Here is a 17,646-nt window from a genome sequence, read left to right on the forward strand (position 1 = left end):
AGTTCCGCGATCCGGTCTTTGCGCTCTTTCGCGTTCATCCCGTAGAACCGGGCGAAGTAGTCCAGGTTCTGTTCGCCGGTCATGTTCCCGTAGAACCCGACGTCTTCGGGGAGGTAGCCGATGATCTTCTTTACCTGGAGCGGGTCTTTGGCGACCTCGATCCCGTCGACGAGGCACCGCCCGCCGGTGGGCTCGATCATGCCGGTGAGCATCAGGATCGTCGTGCTCTTCCCCGCTCCGTTCGGGCCGAGGAAGCCGAAGATCTCGCCTTCCCCGACCTCGAGGTTCAGGCCGTCGACGGCCGTCTTCCCGTTGTATACCTTCGTGAGATTCTCTGTTTTTATCATTTCACACCCCGCCGGACCAGTATGGCGGCGCTCTACTGCAGACTTTGACATCCACTTATTAACGTTTTCTGTGACAAACCTCTACATGTCAAGGGGTTCGGCACGATTTCGACCGATATGAATCCGCTGTCCCTCATGAAGGACCGGAATTTCCACCGGAAATCGGCGAACGCACGCGTGCCGGCCTTCGCGCGGCATGATCCTTTGGGATCGGCACGCCTGCCGTAGGCGCTGTTCACTCACATTCAACGCTCTACGCGGAAATATGGGCCGGAATGAGAGATAAAACGATGGTTGACTACGAAAAAAATCGAACCTATTTTTTTTAGTGAAGGACGATATGACGGCCCGTAGAAAAAGAGTAGGGTGTTACTTCTTCCTGATGAAGAAGTATCCGACGCCTGCGATGAGGACGACGGCAACGATGCCGATGAGGATCATCGCCACGGGCAGCCCTTCAGCGGGGGGCTCTTCAGCGGGCGATGTCGTCGGCGGCGGAGCCGTGGTCGCCGTTTCGGTCGGTGTTGCCGTCTGCACCGGTTCGGTGAAGAGCGCGTAGGTGCTGAAGTGCGTTATCGTGGCCTGCACGGTCCTCGTGTCCGGATTGATGGTCGTCGTGATGTCCTCCCAGACGCCGGTCTCCGTGTTGTACCACTTCACCGTAAGGTGCCTGTCGGTGAGGTCGAGGGTGTTCCAGACCTCCTCGGGGATCTGCAGGGTCAGGGTGATCGACGGGTCGAAGGTGGCGCCGTCGGGCTGGACCCGGTAGGCGTAGCCGGCGAACTGGAAGAGTGATCCGGTCGGGACCTCCGGGATTGCGTCGCCCGAGAGGGTGTCCAGGGTGATCTCGGTGAGCGGGTTGCCGTTTGCATCGAGCGCTTTCACGCCGGTCGGAACGGACAGGGAGGCTACCTGGTCTGCGGCGTTGATCACGCTGGACCGAAGGACGATACCGTTGCTGTCGGTGTTCAGGCTACCCTTCCCCTCGGAGACGATCGGAGGGATGACGGAACTGCCGCCGCTGCCACCGCTGCTGCCGTAGCGGTGGGTGGGCGTCGGGGTCGGTGCGACTGCAAAGATGCAGACATCCGTCTGGTTAACGGCAACGACCCTGTCGCCGTCCATGCCCATGGCGTAGAGGGAATAGGTGCCGGGGTTGAGTGTCTTGAGGGTCTCTGCCGCAACCGTCACCGAGGACGCGTTTGCATACCCGGAGCAGCCGTAACCTTCGGCGATGACGAACCCGGAGCCGCGACTGACGTTAACCGGGGTGTCACCCACTGTCAGGGTGTAGGAGACCGGGCTCGCCTCGCCGGCGATCGTCTTTAGGATGGAGATCAGATCGGCCGCCGAGGTCGGGATCGGCTGCCTTGCAAGTTCCGAGGTGTCGACCGTCATCGAGAGGCCGTATCTCGTGCCGTCCTCTTTGACCAGGGCGTAAACGGTCCGATCGACGGACCCGCTGAAGGAGACGGTTACATTCTGGTTCTGGTCCTGATAGTAGGGGTCGCCTCCCGACCAGGCGGCGGGGGTGTTGCCGTCGAGGATGAGGACCGGCATGGCGGCGAGGACGTGCATCGTGTTGATGCCGTCGTACTTCACCGCCGTGAGGAGATACTCGCCCGCCGTGGGCCTCGTGAAGGGCCTGGCGTCCATCATGTTCCGCGCCAGGTCCTTGTTCGCAACGAAGCGTGTGAGGTCGACCTCGTTATGGATCAGTGTGTAGGTCAGGTTGTTCGCATCGTAGTCCTTCGAGTCAATGGCGCCGTAGGCCGTGATGCCCGTCTGGTTGAGGTAGATGATGGCATCGTTCGTGAAGAGGTAGCCCTCTTTCGACGCGGCCCTGAAGAGATCGGTGAAGTTGGCACCTTCAGTTAGGTTCTCCGGGACCTTGAGCAGGAGGACGTTGCCGCGCTGGCCCGGGACCTCCACGGTGAAACTCGGGAGCGTCTCTTTGGTGTAGACGTAATAATAGCACGGGAGGGTGGGCCCGTCGATGGTCGTGGTCTCCGCCACGGTCACATACACGCCGTGGTAGGGACCGCTCGCCGGGTCGAACGTCCGGACGATCTCTCCCAGCAACGGGTACTCGAACGTCTCAAGGTCGCCAGTTTCGGTGCTCTCGAGGGTCACCCGGGTCTTGCTGACATCCAGGGGGTCGAGGGCATCGACGGTTGTAATGGAGAGATTCTTGTACTCTCTGGTATCGTTCGTCGTCACGGTGATGTAAGAACCCCCCGAGGCAGCCACCGCCATAGGGAGGAGAAGAAGGGCGACGATGATACCAAAGATTAATATTCGCCTTCTTTGAATCATGGGTGGGTGTATATCCTGCTATATCATAATCCTTTTTATTTTGAACGGTCATCTATACATACGTTGAATCGATAAGGAGATCTCTCATGTTTAAACTCATCACATGCCTCTTCCTCCTCGTTCTGCTGATCCCGACCGCGACGGCGGCGACGGTCACCATCTCCCCTGCTGCTATCGACCCCGGAGACACCGTCACCGTGAACGTGCAGGGGATTCCCGACGGTGCCGCGTTTTCGCTCGGAATACGCGGGGAGTTCGACGCGAATTCCGATGACCGGTTCAGTTTTACGGCACGAAACCTCGTCCTGCCCTTCTCCCTCGGCTCGGGGGAAGTGAGCGCGTATACCCGCGGCACGGCCTGGACCGGGCTCTCGGTGCAGATGCCGGACGGGGCCTCTGCAAGCCTGAGCAGCAACGCCGATGCGAACGGTGAATTCCGGACCACCCAGTCCTACAACATCTCCAGAGGGACCTACGAGGCCATCACCCTGGACGGAAAGGCCGCAGCCGGGAGCATCGTCACCGAACTGACGATGATGGGCACGAAGAAGGGGCCGGCCGACGGCACGATCTCCTTTTCCGTCGACGGCATCACGGACGGTACCGCGACGGTGACCGTCTATATCGACGGGGCGGAGGCCCTCTCCCGGGTGATCACCATCGGGTCTCCCTCCTCGCCGGGTGCCGACGACACCCCATCGAGCGGCAGTACCGGCAGCAGCGGGTCGCCCTCGGGCTCCCCATCCACCGATCCTGTAGCGACCGAACCCGGGTCCGTGACGGAGACATCGGCCGACGGAAAGGCCTCCCTCGCCGGGGCCGACCTATCGGGTGCCGGTCTCCTCGCCCTCGCCGCGCAGGGCACCGCCCCCGCCGGATGGTCGCTCTCCGGGAAGGCCTATGCCGTGACCCCCGAGGGCCAGGAGTTCGACCCCGCCGTGGTCCTCTCCTTCCGTCTCCCGTCGGCCGACGCGCGGGGGACCCTCGCCAGGTACGAGAACGGCGTCTGGACCCTGACCCCGTCGAAGATCGAGGGTGACCGGATCACGACCATGGTCTCCCGGGCGGGGACCTATACCCTCCTCGTCGCCGCATCGGCTGCCGAAACGACGACGATGCCAACGACGACGGTGACAGTGGCGACGACGACCGCAGCCACGACCGCTCCCGTGGCGACGACGCCTGCCGCCGCGCCGATCACTCCCCTCCTCCCGATCCTTGCTCTCGCAACAGTGATCCTTGGGTGGAGGAGAAGAACCTGACAGACCGCTTCATGGGCCCAGAGGACCGAAAGCCCCTGATCCTGGAGGCCGCCGGAGACATTCCCGGCGACCTCATCGCGGTTGCCGCCGCGACGGCGGCGACCCTCTTCTGCGTTTATGTTCCGATGCTGAACGAGAGTTTTCTCCAGGCCCTCTTCGGCCTGGCGATGGTCCTCTTCATCCCCGGCTACGCCCTGATCGCCGCGCTCTTCCCGGCAAAAGAGGACCTTGACGGGATCGAGCGGGTCGCCCTCTCGTTCGGGCTCTCGATCGCCGTCTCCCCCCTCATCGGGCTTGCCCTGAACTACACTCCCTGGGGAATCCGGCTCGACCCTATCCTTGCCTCGCTTGCCCTCTTCACCCTCGCAATGATCGGGATCGCCTGGTACCGGCGCCTCCTCCTCCCGCCCGCCGACCGCTTCGTCGTTCCGGCGCGGGAGATGCTTGAAGCGGCCCGTCTGGAACTCTTCAACCCCGGCGACTCCCGGCTCGACCGGGCGCTCTCCGTCGTCCTTGTGATCTCGATCGTCGCGGCGCTTGCGACGCTTGCTTACGTCATCGCGGTGCCGAAGGAGGGGGAGCACTTCACCGAGTTCTACATCCTCGGACCGGGGGGGAAGGCCGCGGACTATCCGACCGACTTCCCGGCAGGCTCGACGCAATCGCTGATCGTCGGCGTCGGGAACCACGAGTACCGCGAGGTCGCCTATACGGTCGAGATCTTCGCCCTCAACCAGACCTTCGACCCCGTGACGAATACGTCGACGGTCCACGCGGTCGAGCCGCTCGACCGGTTCGTGGTGACGGTCCCCCACAACGAGACCCGGGAGATGACCTGGGAGTTCTCGATCCCCTCGGTCGACTACAACCGGGTTGAATTCCTGCTCTTCAACGAGACGGTCCCGGACCCTGCGATCACGGGAGAGAACCGGATCGCGGCGAGTTATCGGGACCTTCATCTCTGGGTCCGGGTCCGGCCGACCTGAGGATAACCCGGAGGACCCCGCGTTTTTCGTCGACGGCGACGTGCTCGATCCTCGTGGGGGCTCCGGTTCCGAGGGCGGCGACCGCCGCAAGCAGGCTGCAGATCGGGCAGCCCACCATGGTGCAGCACTTCGGAGAAGCCGCCCGAACCTCCCGGCAGCCGGGGAGGAGGCGGTAACCGCGGAGGGTGACGACGATATTTTCGCCGTCCCACGCGGCTTGTGTCTTTTCGGCGACCTCGAGGAGGTCGTCGCAGACCTCGGATATGCACGCGAGAAGGGCTTCGTCCTCCGCCGGGACTTCAAGGGCATGCTTCTTCTTGAGGGTTGCGAGAAGCGGAGTACATGCAGGAACGATCCGGACGGCGCACCCGCCTTCCGTGGTGATAAAAGAATAGTCGTCGCCGGTCGTCGCAGGAAGGGTGTCGGCGACCGGGATCACCTCGACGATGGTCCCGTTCGCCTCCGGAACGAACCAGGCGTCGCCCTGGACCCCCAGGTCCGCGCAGAGGGTGGCGGTGGTGACGGTCCCCTGCACCGGGAGGAGGGCGGCGAGCCCGGGGTCGAGGGGTTCGCCTTTGTGGAGCGTGAGGAGAAAGACGCCGGCGAAGAAGCACCCGGCACCCGCGAGGACAAGGGTCGCGGTGGTGATGTCGCCCCGGCCGGTGGCGGCCGCGAGGACGAGGAGGCCCGCCGCCGCGAGGATGAGGAGGAAGGCACCCTGGTAGGGGCTGTTTACGTTCATGCCTCTCCTCCTGCCGCCCACCGGGCAAGCCGGTAATCCCGGAGGGTGAGGGCGACGTAGCCGCAACCGAGGGCGGCTGCAAGGCCGACGAGGGGGAGGAAAACGGTGCCGCTCGCCGCGATGACCGCGGCGAAGAGGACTGCGGCGACGGTGAAAACCGGGAGACCCCGCAGGTCGCCGAGGAACGCGGCAAGAACGATTACCTGAAGGACGAGCGCCGCCACGAGATCGCCCGCGGCGACGACCAGGACTTCGCCGGCAGAGAGCAGGAGGAACCGGCGGTCGGCCGCCATCAGAGCACCTCCACGGCATCGACCCCGGGAAGGGCGCCGGCACCGGCGGGCGCCCTGAGGACAACACGCATCCCGAGGCCCTTCGCCTCATAGACGAGCTGGACGAGGTGGCTCCTGTCGCCCGCCGGGAGGAGAGAGTAGAGGTGGACCTCCGATGCATCCGTCCGACCGAGCGCCGCTCGCACCGCCGCCGCGAAGGGTGCCGGGCTCTCTGCCGCAAACGCACGGAGAACGCCGCCGAGCCTCTCCCGGAAAACCGCCTCCCTCTCGCTGGACCCTATTCCAGGCAGTCGGGCCCGGGCCGCGAGGAAGACCGGTCCCGGTGCCCGATAGAGGGGAGCGCGGGGCTCGGCGGGGAGAAGTCCGCCGAGAGTCGCGAGCGCCTCCCGAATATCCTGAGTCAGGGGGAGGAACCGGACGATCTCGGGGCCGGCGACGACCAGGAGAGAACAGCCGCCGCACGAGCCGATCGTCCCTTCAACCGCGCTGTAGACGGCCATCGAGAACCGGGCGAAGACCTCCGGGTCCCCGTCGGCCCGGGTCGGAAGGTCGACGGCGATAAGAGGCGCGCCGCCCTCAAGCCCGGCAAGCTGCCGCACGTAGTAGGTGTTATGCCTGGCCGTGACCTTCCAGTCGATCAGGCCGGGGTCGTCGCCTGAGCGGTAGGGCCGGAACCCGCGGATGCCCTGACCGGCAAGCGCGGTTTTTCGGTCGACTTCGGTGTCCCCCGCCCCGGCCCCCGTTCCTCCTCCGGCCGCAACGGTCCCTGCAGGAAAGACCCGGAGGTGCGGAGCGTCGAATCCGCGACAGACGAGGTCCCGGGAGAAGAAGGCGTCGCTTGCCTCGATAACGACCCCGCAAAACGCCGTCTTGCCGGGAGCCATAAGCCGGACGGTGTAGGTTGCGGTCCTGCCCGGGTCGCAACGAGCGCCCTCGCCGACCGCGACCGCCGGCGGGAGGTCGCGTATCCGGACGACCATTCCCGGCGGGGCGGCAATCTCGGCCCGCACCCGGACGGTCGCCGCCGCACCCTGCCGGAGAATCGTCCGGTCGACCTCACGCTCGACGGTAAGAGAAGAGGCCGCAGCCAGGAGATCGCGCTCGAACCGCCAGCCCCGCCAGAGGAGGAAGAGGGCAAGGGAACCGGCGGCGAGGGCCGCGGCCGGGCTCGTGAGGAGAAGCGCCGTGACGGTGAGAGCGAGGGCGAGGGCCGCGACCCCCTCGCTCGTCCGGGTCGGCCGGATCATCCCTAAGACACCCCGACGCTCTCGACGATCTCGGCGATGACCTCCTCAGGGGTGACGCCGGTGATCACGGCCTCGCGGGTGAGGCAGATCCGGTGCCGGAGGACCGGGAGAGCCAGAGCCCGGATGTCGTCGGGAATGACGTAAGTCCGGCCGTTCAGGGCCGCCTGTACCCTCGACCCCCGGACGAAGGCAATCGAGGCACGGGAACTCGCGCCGAGCCGGATGTCCCCGTGGGACCGCGTGGCAAGGACGAGGTCGCGCATGTAGACCATGGCCGCTTCGTCGACCTGGACCCCCCGGGCGGCCGCGGCCATGGCTTTAACCTCCTCCGGCCCGAGTATGGGTTCGATCTGGTCCTGGTAGACCCCCCAGTCCAGTTCCCCGGCGCGCTCTCGCCGGAGGATTTCGAGCTCGTGATCCGGGTCGAGGTGCGTGAGAACGGTGCTGAACATGAATCGGTCGCACTGAGCCTCGATGAGCGGGAACGTTCCTTCGTTATCGTGGGGGTTCTGGGTGGCGATGACGAAGTAGGGGTCGGGGAGCGGGTAGGTCGTCCCGTCGATCGTCGCCTGGCGTTCGCTCATCGCCTCGAGGAGAGAACTCTGGGTCCTCGGGGTCAGGCGGTTTATCTCGTCGACCATCAGGAAGTTCGTGAATATCGGCCCTTTCTGGAGGACGAACGCGCTCTTGCTCCTGTCGTAGACCCGGACCCCGATGATGTCCGCCGGCTGGACGTCCACGGCCCCCTGGACCCGTTTGAAGTCATAGCCGATGAGACGCGCGATGATCTTGCAGACGGTGGTTTTGGCGGTCCCCGGGACTCCTTCGATAAGAAGGTGGCCGCCGCCGATCATGCTGATGAAGATCTCTTCGATGAGGGTCTGGTTCCCGACGACCACCTGTTGGGCGGTCAATTTAATATCTTCGTAGGCGTTTGCAATCGTATCGGTGTGTGTGGCGAGGTCGTCAATCATCTTTTTCTCTCCTCCCGAACCGGTAGGCCACCGGCAGGACGGCCAGGGCGGTGAACGCGGCCGCCGCCGTCGGCGTCTCCCGGACCCAGGCTACGGTGTTGATAATCGGGTTGGCGGTCCCGGTTCTGCTATGGATGCCGTCGATCCGGACCGGCTCGTTTCGGATATTCTCAATGAATCCCGGGTTTTCGGCGAGCATGGCGTTGATGAAGAGGCTCGGGTCGCCAAGGACGGTGAGGTTGCCCTCTCTCGCGCAGACGACCGCGGTCCCGAGGGTCTCCTGACCGCCGACCCTACCGTCGCCGTCGGCGTCGTCCCAGGAGAGGATCGGGGTAGCGAGGAGCGGCTCGCCGCCTTCGATCGCCGCCGGGCGGTTGACCCGGACGGTCTCGATACCGGCGAAGAAGCTCGCGTTCCCGACGACCCGGGCGGCAAAGAGTCCGGGGTCGATATGGTCCCGTTCCAGGCTCGATAGGTTCCCCGGCCGGACCCGGATCGTGCTCCCGAGGTCCGCGAGGAGCCGGTTCGCCGTCCCCCCTTCGTCGGCGATGAGGACCCTCCCGCCGCCGGCGAGGAACGCCTGCAGGTACCCGACTTCGTCGGCCGTGAACTCTTTATCCGGCGCGAGGATGAGGAGGGTCGCATCAGGGGTGAGGTCCCGGAGGTCGCGGGCCTCCTCCCCGGCGAAGTTCGAGGTGCCGTTCCAGCCGACGTTGTAACGGCTGTACTCCTCGGTGGTGGTGGTCGCGTGGGCATACGCCGCCCCGGCGGCGAGGAGGAGGATGCAGAGGACCGCCCAGGCCTCACGGGGCAGTTTCGTCACCCCCGAGCGCCTCTCTCTCCATTGCACGGAGTTCCTCCCCCGTGGGGACCTCGCCGGCATACCGGACCCGTTCGTAGCGCTCAAAGAACCCGGCGTGGTCGGGAGCGAGCCGGGCGCAGTCCCGCGGGGTCTTTGTGTCGGGTAGATCGAGCCGGGTACGGAGGGCCCGGAAGAGGACGGTCGCGGCATCTCTCGGCGGGAGCCCCGCGGTCTCCACCCGCGGCGGCGGGGTCTCGACGGGTTCATCCACCGCTACGCCCTCAGGCTGTTCCACGGGCAGGGTCTCCTCCGTCGCACGGTACCGCCGCCGGAGGTACCACCCGGTGCCGAGCGCGGCGGCAACGGCGGCCGCGAACGGGAGGGGGGAGAGCCCCTCGCCCCGGACGACGAACATCTCCTCCCGGCTCTCGGAGGCGTTGAGGGGGTAACCCGCGGCGTGGAACTCGGCCCGGAGGGTGTGCTCCCCGGCCGGGAGGACGGTCTCCTGTACATAGGTGCCGTTTTCATCGGTCTGTGCGGCGATGAGGGTGCCGTCGCCGAGCCTGACGAGGACCGGCGCGCCCGCGACCGGCCGGCCTTCGGCGGTCGTGAGGTTCCCGGTACAGGCGACGGCGGTCCGGTTCACCTCCGCGAGGGAGAGGGTGGTGGCGGTGTCCCCGGAAAGGACCGTAAACGTTGCGACGGGGGAGTAGACCGCGCCCGCGGTCACGTAGACGAGATGAGGCCCGGCAAGGACCCGGTCGACCCGATAGGGATACCGGTAGGCCCCATCGTCGTCGAGGGCGACGGTCCCGGCGATCCGGCTGTCGATGTAGACTTCGACGGGGGTTCCCGGGATGCCGCCGGTATAGGTCCCGGCGATCGACAGAGTATCCCCGTAGCGCCCCGCGCCGGGAGCGACTGCGATGTCGAGGGGGGACCTCAGGGTGCTTTCGCCGCCGATCTCCTCCCGCCAGTCGTCCGCAGCGTCGGCGACCTCTGCGAAGTCCATGACGCTCTTCTGGTAGGGGGTTGCGTTGAGGTCGTAGCGCCCGGCGACCCAGGTCGTCGCAGCCTCCCGTCCGGCGTAGGCGGCAAACCCTTCCCGCATCTTCTGCCGGAGGGCCTCGCCCTCGTAGACGACGGTCGCGTGCTGCTCGTCGTCGCCCCGGACCTCGATCTCGAGCCGCTGGAGGTCGTCGAACCGCCGGGTGTCGTTTAAGAGGGTGGAGAGGGTCTCGAGATTCTTCTGGTTGTTTTGCTGGAATTCGCCGATGTCGGTCCCGGAGACGTCGAGAGTGACGACCATCCGGTCGAACTGCCTTGAGAGTTCGCTGTAGCGGGCGAGGTCTTGCTCCGCGCTCTCGTAGTCTTTGAGCCGGATCGTGAGGGCGAGGGTTCCGGTCTCCCCCAGGAGTTCGTCCATCAGGGGGACGACGGCCGCGGCATCGCCGGGAGACCGCTTCTGGACCGTCACGGGGTCGGTGTGGGCGGCGGTCGAGATGTTCTCTGCCGCATAGAGTACCGGGGACGTCGCCTCTCCTGCAAGGAGGAAGAGAACGAGGACGACTGCCGCCGCAAGGACGATACGGGATGCCTGACGGTTCATGCGGCAAGAATCTCCAGGATTTTTTCCACGACGATATAGGCGAAGAGGGCGACCCCGGCGGCGATGACGTAGCCGATGTAGCGCATGTAGCGCGGCCGTGAGAAGGCATCGTCGATGAGGACCGCGACGACGAGGAGGCCGATGAGCGAGAGGACGAAGAAGACCTCGAGGTCGAGCGTGCGGTTTAAAACCATGAAGAAGGCGACGATAATGAGCCAGACCGCGAGCACGGCCGCCGCGTAGTATTTCTTCGCATCCGCCATTCGGATTAATTCTCTGCTCTATGGAAGATATAACTTTATTGAAACCGCAGCTTCCCCGGGTGTTGCAGGGGCGTTGTGGGCTCGTCATGGACCGGGATCAGAATGCAGTGAAATAATCGGGCTGCAATATCCGGGGGATGCCCCCCGCTCCAGCGGTGGGTGTCACCGATCCCGAACGCCCCGAATGAACTCTTCGGTCATGCGGGCGGCGTCGTCGTCCTTGACCTGCAACGGGGGGTGTTTCATAAAGTAGGCGGACGGAGAGGTCAGCACGCCCCCGACGCCCCGGTCGAGGGCGAGCCTGCAGCACCGGACGGCGTCGATAACGATCCCTGCGGAGTTGGGCGAGTCCTCGACGGAGAGGCGGAGGTCGAGGTTCATGGGGACGTCCCCGAAAAGCCGCCCTTCCATCCGGAGGAAACAGACCTTGTTGTCCTTCTGCCAGCAGACGTAGTCGCTCGGGCCGATGTGGATATCATCGTCGTCGAGACGTTCATCAAGGATCGATTGCACCGCTTCGGTCTTCGACTCCTTCTTCGAAGCGAGACGGCTCCGGTTCAACATATTCAAAAAATCCGTGTTTCCGCCGGTGTTGAGCTGGTAGGTCCGGTCCAGTTTCACCCCGCGCCGCTGGAAGAGGTCCGCAAGGACCCGGTGGGTGATCGTCGCCCCGAGCTGGGCCTTGACATCGTCGCCGATGACCGGGAGACCACGTTTCCGGAACTTCTCCGCCCATGCGGGGTCGCTTGCAATGAAGACCGGCATGTTGTTGATGAAACCGATACCCGCCTCCAGCGCACAACCGGCGTAGAACCGTGCCGCCTCCTCCGACCCCACAGGGAGGTAGTTGAGCAGCATTTCAGCGCCCGAGTCCTTGAGCGCCCGAACGACATCCTCGCGCGACGCCTCCGCAGCATCGGCGGGCACAAACCTGTGCTCCTCCGGATAGCCCCGCATGTGCTCCGGAAAGCCGTCCAGTATCCGTCCCATCCGAACGGCCACCCCGGTCTTCGGCACATCGGGGCAGAAGACCGTGGTGCAGTTCGGCGGGGAGAAGATGGCCTCGGAGACATCACGTCCGACCTTCCGTGCATCGATATCGAACGCCGCCGCCACTTCGATGTCGGACGGCAGATACCCCCCGAGGTCCCGGTGCATCAGACCGATTGCATTCTGCTCGTCTTTTCCCCGGTAGTATGCTATCCCCTGGAGCAGCGAACAGGCACAGTTCCCGACACCAACAATTGCAATCTTGATCGAGTCCACGACAGTCCTCCGATTGAATAATACAAAGGTTGGCACAACCCTCTCCGGGAACGACCGGCGCGGAGGGAGTTGCGTAGTAGACAGAAATATAGATCGGCAAAATATAAGGGTATGGATGGTTCGGGAAATGCCTGTAATGAGAGGCAGCCGGGTATAATTGCGCCGATCCGACATGGCCCGGGGGGCGGTGCGCAGGGCTCGCCGCTGGAGAAGAGTGCCTGTTTCGCAACCTTTTTCTGTTCCATACCCCAGATACTCAGACGGTGAGATACCATGATCAATGCGGAACATGCACTCTTTGGAGAAGCACTCGTCGGTGAAGGACCGGAAGTTGCCCATATCGACCTTGTCATCGGGAAGAAAGGGAGCAGCGTGGAACAGGCCTTCGTCACAGCGCTCGCATCGCCCGAACGGGGCCACACGCCACTCCTCGCCGTCCTCACCCCGAACCTCCCCGCAAGACCCCCGACGCTGATGGTCAACAAGGTCACCATCAAAGGCGCGAACCAGGCTCTCCTGATGTTCGGCCCCGCTCAGGCCGCCGTCGCGAAGGCGGTGGTCGATTCTGTCGCGGAAGGCATCATCCCGGAGACAGAGGCCGACAACCTGCTGATCATTGCGTCGGTCTTCATCGAGTGGGATGCGGCGGACAAAAAGAAGATCCACGACTGGAACTACGAGGCGACGAAGATCGCCATCCGCCGGGCGATAACGGGCGAGCCGAAGATGAGCGAGGTGCTCGCGAAGAAAGATACGGCGAAGCATCCCTTCGCGTGAGACGCAAGGCAGGGAAACGGAGAAAAAGGCCGGAGATTTCCCCGGCTGCTTTTTTCGAATATCACCTTTTTTCAGGTTCGCGGCTGAGAAGCCGCCCTATCCCCCGGTAGACCGAGCGGACCAGGGTGAGAAAATTGGCAAGATAGACCTCCCGCGCCTCGAGCCTTCGAACGAGTACGGCCTCTTCGGAGAGGAAAAGGGCCTTGAGATGGCGCATATCATCCTTCGGGGAGAAGAAGAGGTAGACCGGGATACCCGCCAGGATAACCAGGCTCCCCACGATTTTATCGAAGGTCGTTGTGGAAGAGATGAGAAAGAGGCAGATGCCGATGCCGACGAGCGGAAGGAGATGCTGACCGCGGAGGTTCGTGGCCCCGTCGCTCCGTAGCACGATGAGCGCGAAACAGGTGAGCAGGAACGAGAACGCAAGGTTGAGGACGGCGAAGGAGATCAGCCCGGAGAGGTTTCCGACATTGGAGAGAACGAACGCAATCGCACCCTGGGCGATAAGGATCATATAGGGCGTGTCGTAACGCGGGTGGAGCCGGGCAAAGATGCGGGGGAAGAGCCCGTCGATTGCCATCGCGTAGGCAAGCCGTGCACTGCCGAGCATCCCCGATTCGTCCGATCCCGCCACAGAGAAGAGGGCGCCGACCGTCATGATGAGCGCTCCGGCCGACCCGAAGAGTGCCGTTCCGGCGATAACGAGCGGCACGGCGCTCGCGGCAAGTTCCGTCCAGTTGACGAGCCCGAAGAGCACGAAGTTCGTCCCGATGTAGAAGAGAGCGACTATCGACATACCCGTGACAATGGCGCGAGGAATGGTCCGTCTCGGGTTCTGCACCTCACTGGCCGGGAACGTTCCCATCTCGAACCCGGCATACGCCCAGAAGACCAGGACCAGCGCAGGGGCCGCGTTCTGCAGCCCGAGGGGGAGCAACGGGGTGTAGTTCCCGAGGAACGTCTCCGGCCGGACGATGAGGACGTAAAACCCCGCTACGATGAGGAGGAGGAGCGGGGAGAGTTTGATGAGCGTGAGAGCGTCGTTCAACCGTCCGGCCGCCCGGACCCCGACGATGTTGACGAGCGTCAACGCTCCGACGAAGATCGCTCTTGCGGCGACCTCTGCAGCCGGGGCGAGGGGGATGAGCGCCGCAAGATAATTGGCGAACGCGATGGCAAAGACCGGGAGCGCGAGGAGTTCGGCGATCCACATGCTCCAACCGGCAAGAAATCCGTAGAAGTCGTCGAACGCTTCCGAGACGTATGCGAACGGTCCGCCGACGCGGGGAACATAGTAACTGCAGTAGGCGAAGACCAGAGCGATCGCCGCGGCGCAGACCGCGGCCACCGCCCAGAGGACGATCGAGAACGGGCCGACAAGGCCGGCCGTGAGGGCGGAGGCGATGTAGATGTCGGCGCCGACGATCGCCCCGACGATGAGGTTTGTCAGGTCGAACTGGGAGAGTCCCCGCTTCAACGCCATCGTCGCGGGAGAGAGACCGTGACGGCGATAATGGTTCCGCGTCGATCGGTGGGTACGTCCGGCAGGTGTTCATCGAACTTGCGCGTGGACTTGCGGATGCGACCTTTGATGGCAGGCATCTTCCGGACAACCCATGAGGGTGGTTTCGCAGGCCCGGGCAAACCCTGATTACTCCGGGAGATCATAGAGAAATTCTGGTGTGTACAGATGAAGTTTCGGGTTATCGTCAGGGAAGATCCGGAAGACGGCGGATACGTTGTGAGTTGCCCCGCAATTCCCGGGTGCCACTCGCAGGGTGAGACCGTTGAAGAAACCCTCGAGAACATCAAGGATGCCATCTCCGGATGTATTGAGGGGCTCAACGATCGGGTGACGCAACGCCCCGGCGAACGACTGGCTGATGTTGCGTTGTAATTCAGGGGAAAATTACCGGTTATATCAGAAAAAGAATCTGTTAAGGCCTTTTAAAAGAGGGGCTGGACGGTTGCCCGCCAGACCGGCAGCCATGTTATTATGGCCAACCACACGCATCTGCGGCCCCCTCTCTGTCCCGGCTCATACCGAACTCAAGCGGGGAACGCTGAGATACCTGATCGCCGATGCGGGCATGACTGTCGAGGACTTTCTTTTGCTCCTGTGACTGCTCCCCGCTTAAGTGAGGGCATCCGGGTTTTTTTTGACTGATTCCGCAAGGAGTCCCCGGCGCATCATTCCTCTCCTTCCCGCGGTCATCTTCTTCTTGAGTGCAGTGCCGCAGCCGTGACGAGCAGCGATCCGGCTGCCGTCACGGTGGCAAAGCCGGGGACAGTCGCCTCCGGCATCGGGACCTCTCCGGCATCCAACGTCATTCCGGTGTAAACCGGGCCGTCCATGTACGAGACCACCCACTCGGCCCGCCCGTCGTTCAGCCGGAGATGGAGATCGGTGAGGCGGGCGTCGGGGGAGACGTTTTCTCTGGCGATTTCCAGCGCCTCAGTTTTATTGACGACGAGATGCTCCTCGTCGAGGACCGTCACGCCCGTGACGGCCCCTGCCTCCACGGTGGCGATCAGTTCTCTATAGGTCGCGTTCTCAGCGACGAGATAGACCTGTACCGTCGTATCGTTCTCCCATTCCTCACCCCAGCGTCCGGGCCCGTACTCCCGGATGAACGCTTCCACGGCGGGGTTCTCCCGCACCTGCGGGTAACCGGCGGAGAGGCCGGCAAGCGGGTCGGGTGCCTCTACCGGGAGGTCCTCGTCGGGGTCGATCAGACTCACCCATACGATGCTCTCAGGGTCCTCTCGTTCGTCGACATCCCGGTTCAGGAACACCAGCGTCTGCGCACCTGGCGTGCCCGGGACAAGGCAGACATAGCGGCAGGTTGCGTTGTAACGCTTCTCGTACCAGCTGGAGAGACCGTGAGTCTGGATGTACTCCATAATTTCGGCGTTTCTCTCTACGTTCGGGTGGACGCCCTGCAATTGCATCAGGGGGTCCCCTCCGGGCACGGGAGGGAGCGTCGGGGTGGGTTCGGCCGCCGTCGCCCCTCCCCCGTCGCCCTCTGTCCGCGTCACCGTGACACTCCCGTCCGGATTGAACGACACCACCTCTCCCGAAGAGTCCGTATTCGCGGGGAAATCCGATGCATTGAAGAAAATGATGTTCGGATACAGTTTTTTCAGAGTCTCCCTCGACAGCGTCACCTCAGCCTGAGGCTCGTACCTGCTGTACTGCGAGAGATCCCGATCTCCGGCCCAGTTAGGGCTCCCGTTCACAATCCCCCAGCGCTGGAGTTCGGAGTCGTTGAGGGGCGGCGTATCCCATTCTTCGGCCGTAACCGGTATAGTGAAAGCAGATGCCGCGAGCAGCAGGACAAGCGCTATTTGAACATTCCTCCATTTCATGGTCGATACTCCCTCAACCGTCCTGATCCGAGACAATGTGGAGATTGACGGTCTCTTAGTTCAAGAGTTACCCCCGGTTGCTAAAGACTTTGTGTGCAATTCAGCTAATCGTTGAAGGACGATTAGACGATTTGCCCATAAAACTTAAGGTATCTACTCGCGAAACCACAGATATCACCATGGAGACCTGCAATGGAAAGACCGACCAATATGCGAAATCCGTCTCGAACGACGAAACGGACCTACCCCCTGATTTTGACGGGCATCCCACAATCCTCTCTCCCTCACGGTCTGTTCTGCCACGACCGTTGTTACGGTGTTTCTCGTCCATGGCGAGCGCGTTCACGGAACAGAAGACTACACCTTCGGATGGTGTTGACGAACCCGGCGGTCAGGTCGCAAGGGCGAAGAGATGAAACACTGGACCCCCGTCGCGTTCGTCATCGCAGGCTGCTTCTTCCTGGTCTATCCGGCGGCGGCCCCGGGGGGCTACACGTTTTCGCCGCTGGACGATCCTCTGCCGGGAGGCGGCCATGACTTCACCGAGATAACGTTCTGGGACCTGCCGCCCCACGCGATGCTCATCAATCTCCTTCTCTTCCTATCCCCCGTGCTCCTCTTCCCCGCCGAACTCTATTACTCTTTCACCATAATGCTGCTTCTCGGCTACCGGCGCATCTCCCGGAAGGATCTGCTCGATCATGCCTCCCGGAAACGACTGTATGAGTGCATCGTCGAGAGCCCGGGGATTTCAATCGGAGACCTGATCCGGATCGCCGGGATCACGAGAGGGGCAGCCCAATATCATCTCTGGCGTCTCGAATCGGTGGGCATGATCGTCGCAACCCGCCGGGGCGGCAGGAGAGGATATTTCAGGACGGGCGCCCTCCCCGGCGTGGTCGACAGGAAGGTTTGCCTTCACTTAAAAGACGGTACCGACCGGAGAATCCTCCTCCTTCTCCTGAAGAACCGCTGTTTCTCCCAACAGGACCTTGCTCTGGCCGTCGGTATCTCGCCCCCCTCGACCTTCTGGCATATGAGGCGGCTCATAGCCGATGGGATCGTCGAACCTCACCGGGAGGGGAAGATGATGAGGTATCTGCTCACGCCCGAGGCCGCGGACTCCCTCAGGGGTGAGGTCAAATGCGATGGAAAGACGACCGCCGGGACGGATGTATGAACTTCTCAAAAAAAAAGACATGCTGGAAAGTGGTGTCGTAATGCAACTTCAAAGGACGTCAAAAGTAGGGAATAGTGACCCCTTCCTTACGTTGTCCCACCCGCCTCAAGGCGGCCTCATCCTTTTCAGGAAGGATGTACTCACTACGGCATAGTGCCGTATGTGTTCGTATAAACTTGTTGAAAACGAGGTGATCCCGAAACACCTCAG

General features: G+C 63.2%; 17 protein-coding genes. 5 read left to right on the forward strand and 12 right to left on the reverse strand.

The features are described 5' to 3' along the window. Together BRA42_RS10205 and BRA42_RS10210 are read right to left on the reverse strand one after the other, a co-directional pair. On the reverse strand, positions 1 to 347 hold a 347-nt coding region (locus BRA42_RS10205), incomplete at its 3' end, for an ABC transporter ATP-binding protein (protein WP_342772150.1). A 369-nt stretch (positions 348 to 716) separates the two neighbouring features. Next, positions 717 to 2,663 carry a hypothetical protein gene (locus BRA42_RS10210; protein WP_342770566.1) on the reverse strand — a complete coding sequence of 649 codons (1,947 nt, stop codon included), beginning with the start codon at positions 2,661 to 2,663 and terminating at the stop codon, positions 717 to 719. Positions 2,664 to 2,749: 86 nt separating this feature from the next. Here BRA42_RS10210 and BRA42_RS10215 point away from each other — a divergent pair, with 86 nt between their 5' ends. Then, positions 2,750 to 3,925, forward strand: coding sequence for a hypothetical protein (locus BRA42_RS10215; protein ID WP_342770565.1), 1,176 nt, complete (start codon positions 2,750 to 2,752; stop codon positions 3,923 to 3,925). A gap of 11 nt (positions 3,926 to 3,936) precedes the next feature. Continuing rightward, positions 3,937 to 4,911 carry a DUF1616 domain-containing protein gene (locus BRA42_RS10220; RefSeq protein ID WP_292409804.1) on the forward strand — a complete coding sequence of 325 codons (975 nt, stop codon included), beginning with the start codon at positions 3,937 to 3,939 and terminating at the stop codon, positions 4,909 to 4,911. Here the strand turns inward: BRA42_RS10220 and BRA42_RS10225 are convergent. The 8 genes from BRA42_RS10225 to BRA42_RS10260 all read right to left on the reverse strand — a co-directional run bounded on the left by BRA42_RS10225 (position 4,841) and on the right by BRA42_RS10260 (position 12,107). Then, complete coding sequence (locus BRA42_RS10225) at positions 4,841 to 5,653, reverse strand: hypothetical protein (protein WP_292409801.1); 813 nt, start codon at positions 5,651 to 5,653, stop codon at positions 4,841 to 4,843. The genes BRA42_RS10220 and BRA42_RS10225 overlap by 71 nt on opposite strands. Further along, positions 5,650 to 5,946, reverse strand: a complete 297-nt coding sequence (locus BRA42_RS10230; RefSeq protein ID WP_292409799.1) for a hypothetical protein — start codon at positions 5,944 to 5,946, stop codon at positions 5,650 to 5,652. Before BRA42_RS10230 ends, BRA42_RS10225 begins: the two co-directional genes overlap by 4 nt. Continuing rightward, on the reverse strand, positions 5,946 to 7,193 hold the full coding sequence (locus BRA42_RS10235; RefSeq protein ID WP_342770563.1) for a DUF58 domain-containing protein: 1,248 nt from the start codon (positions 7,191 to 7,193) through the stop codon (positions 5,946 to 5,948). Before BRA42_RS10235 ends, BRA42_RS10230 begins: the two co-directional genes overlap by 1 nt. Before the next feature lie 2 nt (positions 7,194 to 7,195). Next, the gene (locus tag BRA42_RS10240; protein WP_292409795.1) at positions 7,196 to 8,167 is read right to left on the reverse strand and encodes an AAA family ATPase; all 972 of its coding nucleotides are present in this window, start codon (positions 8,165 to 8,167) and stop codon (positions 7,196 to 7,198) included. Then, positions 8,160 to 9,017 carry a DUF4350 domain-containing protein gene (locus BRA42_RS10245; RefSeq protein WP_342685942.1) on the reverse strand — a complete coding sequence of 286 codons (858 nt, stop codon included), beginning with the start codon at positions 9,015 to 9,017 and terminating at the stop codon, positions 8,160 to 8,162. The genes BRA42_RS10240 and BRA42_RS10245 overlap by 8 nt, the downstream gene beginning before the upstream one ends. Continuing rightward, complete coding sequence (locus BRA42_RS10250) at positions 8,971 to 10,578, reverse strand: carboxypeptidase-like regulatory domain-containing protein (RefSeq protein WP_342771857.1); 1,608 nt, start codon at positions 10,576 to 10,578, stop codon at positions 8,971 to 8,973. The genes BRA42_RS10245 and BRA42_RS10250 overlap by 47 nt, the downstream gene beginning before the upstream one ends. Next, a complete protein-coding gene (locus BRA42_RS10255; protein ID WP_292409788.1) occupies positions 10,575 to 10,841 on the reverse strand; it encodes a hypothetical protein in 267 nt (88 codons plus the stop codon). Before BRA42_RS10255 ends, BRA42_RS10250 begins: the two co-directional genes overlap by 4 nt. A 162-nt stretch (positions 10,842 to 11,003) precedes the next feature. Then, positions 11,004 to 12,107, reverse strand: coding sequence for an inositol-3-phosphate synthase (locus BRA42_RS10260; RefSeq protein WP_342771079.1), 1,104 nt, complete (start codon positions 12,105 to 12,107; stop codon positions 11,004 to 11,006). A gap of 273 nt (positions 12,108 to 12,380) precedes the next feature. Here BRA42_RS10260 and fae point away from each other — a divergent pair, with 273 nt between their 5' ends. Beyond that, positions 12,381 to 12,884 carry a formaldehyde-activating enzyme gene (gene fae, locus BRA42_RS10265; protein WP_292409784.1) on the forward strand — a complete coding sequence of 168 codons (504 nt, stop codon included), beginning with the start codon at positions 12,381 to 12,383 and terminating at the stop codon, positions 12,882 to 12,884. 61 nt (positions 12,885 to 12,945) lie between these two features. Here fae and BRA42_RS10270 read toward each other — a convergent pair whose 3' ends face one another. Further along, positions 12,946 to 14,370 (reverse strand): amino acid permease, encoded by a 1,425-nt coding sequence (locus tag BRA42_RS10270; protein WP_292409782.1) that lies wholly within the window; start codon positions 14,368 to 14,370, stop codon positions 12,946 to 12,948. Positions 14,371 to 14,577: 207 nt separating this feature from the next. Here BRA42_RS10270 and BRA42_RS10275 point away from each other — a divergent pair, with 207 nt between their 5' ends. Beyond that, positions 14,578 to 14,784 (forward strand): type II toxin-antitoxin system HicB family antitoxin, encoded by a 207-nt coding sequence (locus BRA42_RS10275; protein WP_292409780.1) that lies wholly within the window; start codon positions 14,578 to 14,580, stop codon positions 14,782 to 14,784. A gap of 314 nt (positions 14,785 to 15,098) precedes the next feature. Here BRA42_RS10275 and BRA42_RS10280 read toward each other — a convergent pair whose 3' ends face one another. Then, on the reverse strand, positions 15,099 to 16,256 hold the full coding sequence (locus BRA42_RS10280) for a hypothetical protein (RefSeq protein WP_342770658.1): 1,158 nt from the start codon (positions 16,254 to 16,256) through the stop codon (positions 15,099 to 15,101). 412 nt (positions 16,257 to 16,668) lie between these two features. Here BRA42_RS10280 and BRA42_RS10285 point away from each other — a divergent pair, with 412 nt between their 5' ends. Beyond that, on the forward strand, positions 16,669 to 17,436 hold the full coding sequence (locus tag BRA42_RS10285; protein WP_292409776.1) for a winged helix-turn-helix transcriptional regulator: 768 nt from the start codon (positions 16,669 to 16,671) through the stop codon (positions 17,434 to 17,436). The last annotated feature ends 210 nt before the right edge of the window (positions 17,437 to 17,646 follow it).

It is taken from the genome of Methanoculleus sp. UBA374 (assembly GCA_002508705.1).
GTDB lineage: Archaea > Halobacteriota > Methanomicrobia > Methanomicrobiales > Methanoculleaceae > Methanoculleus > Methanoculleus palmolei.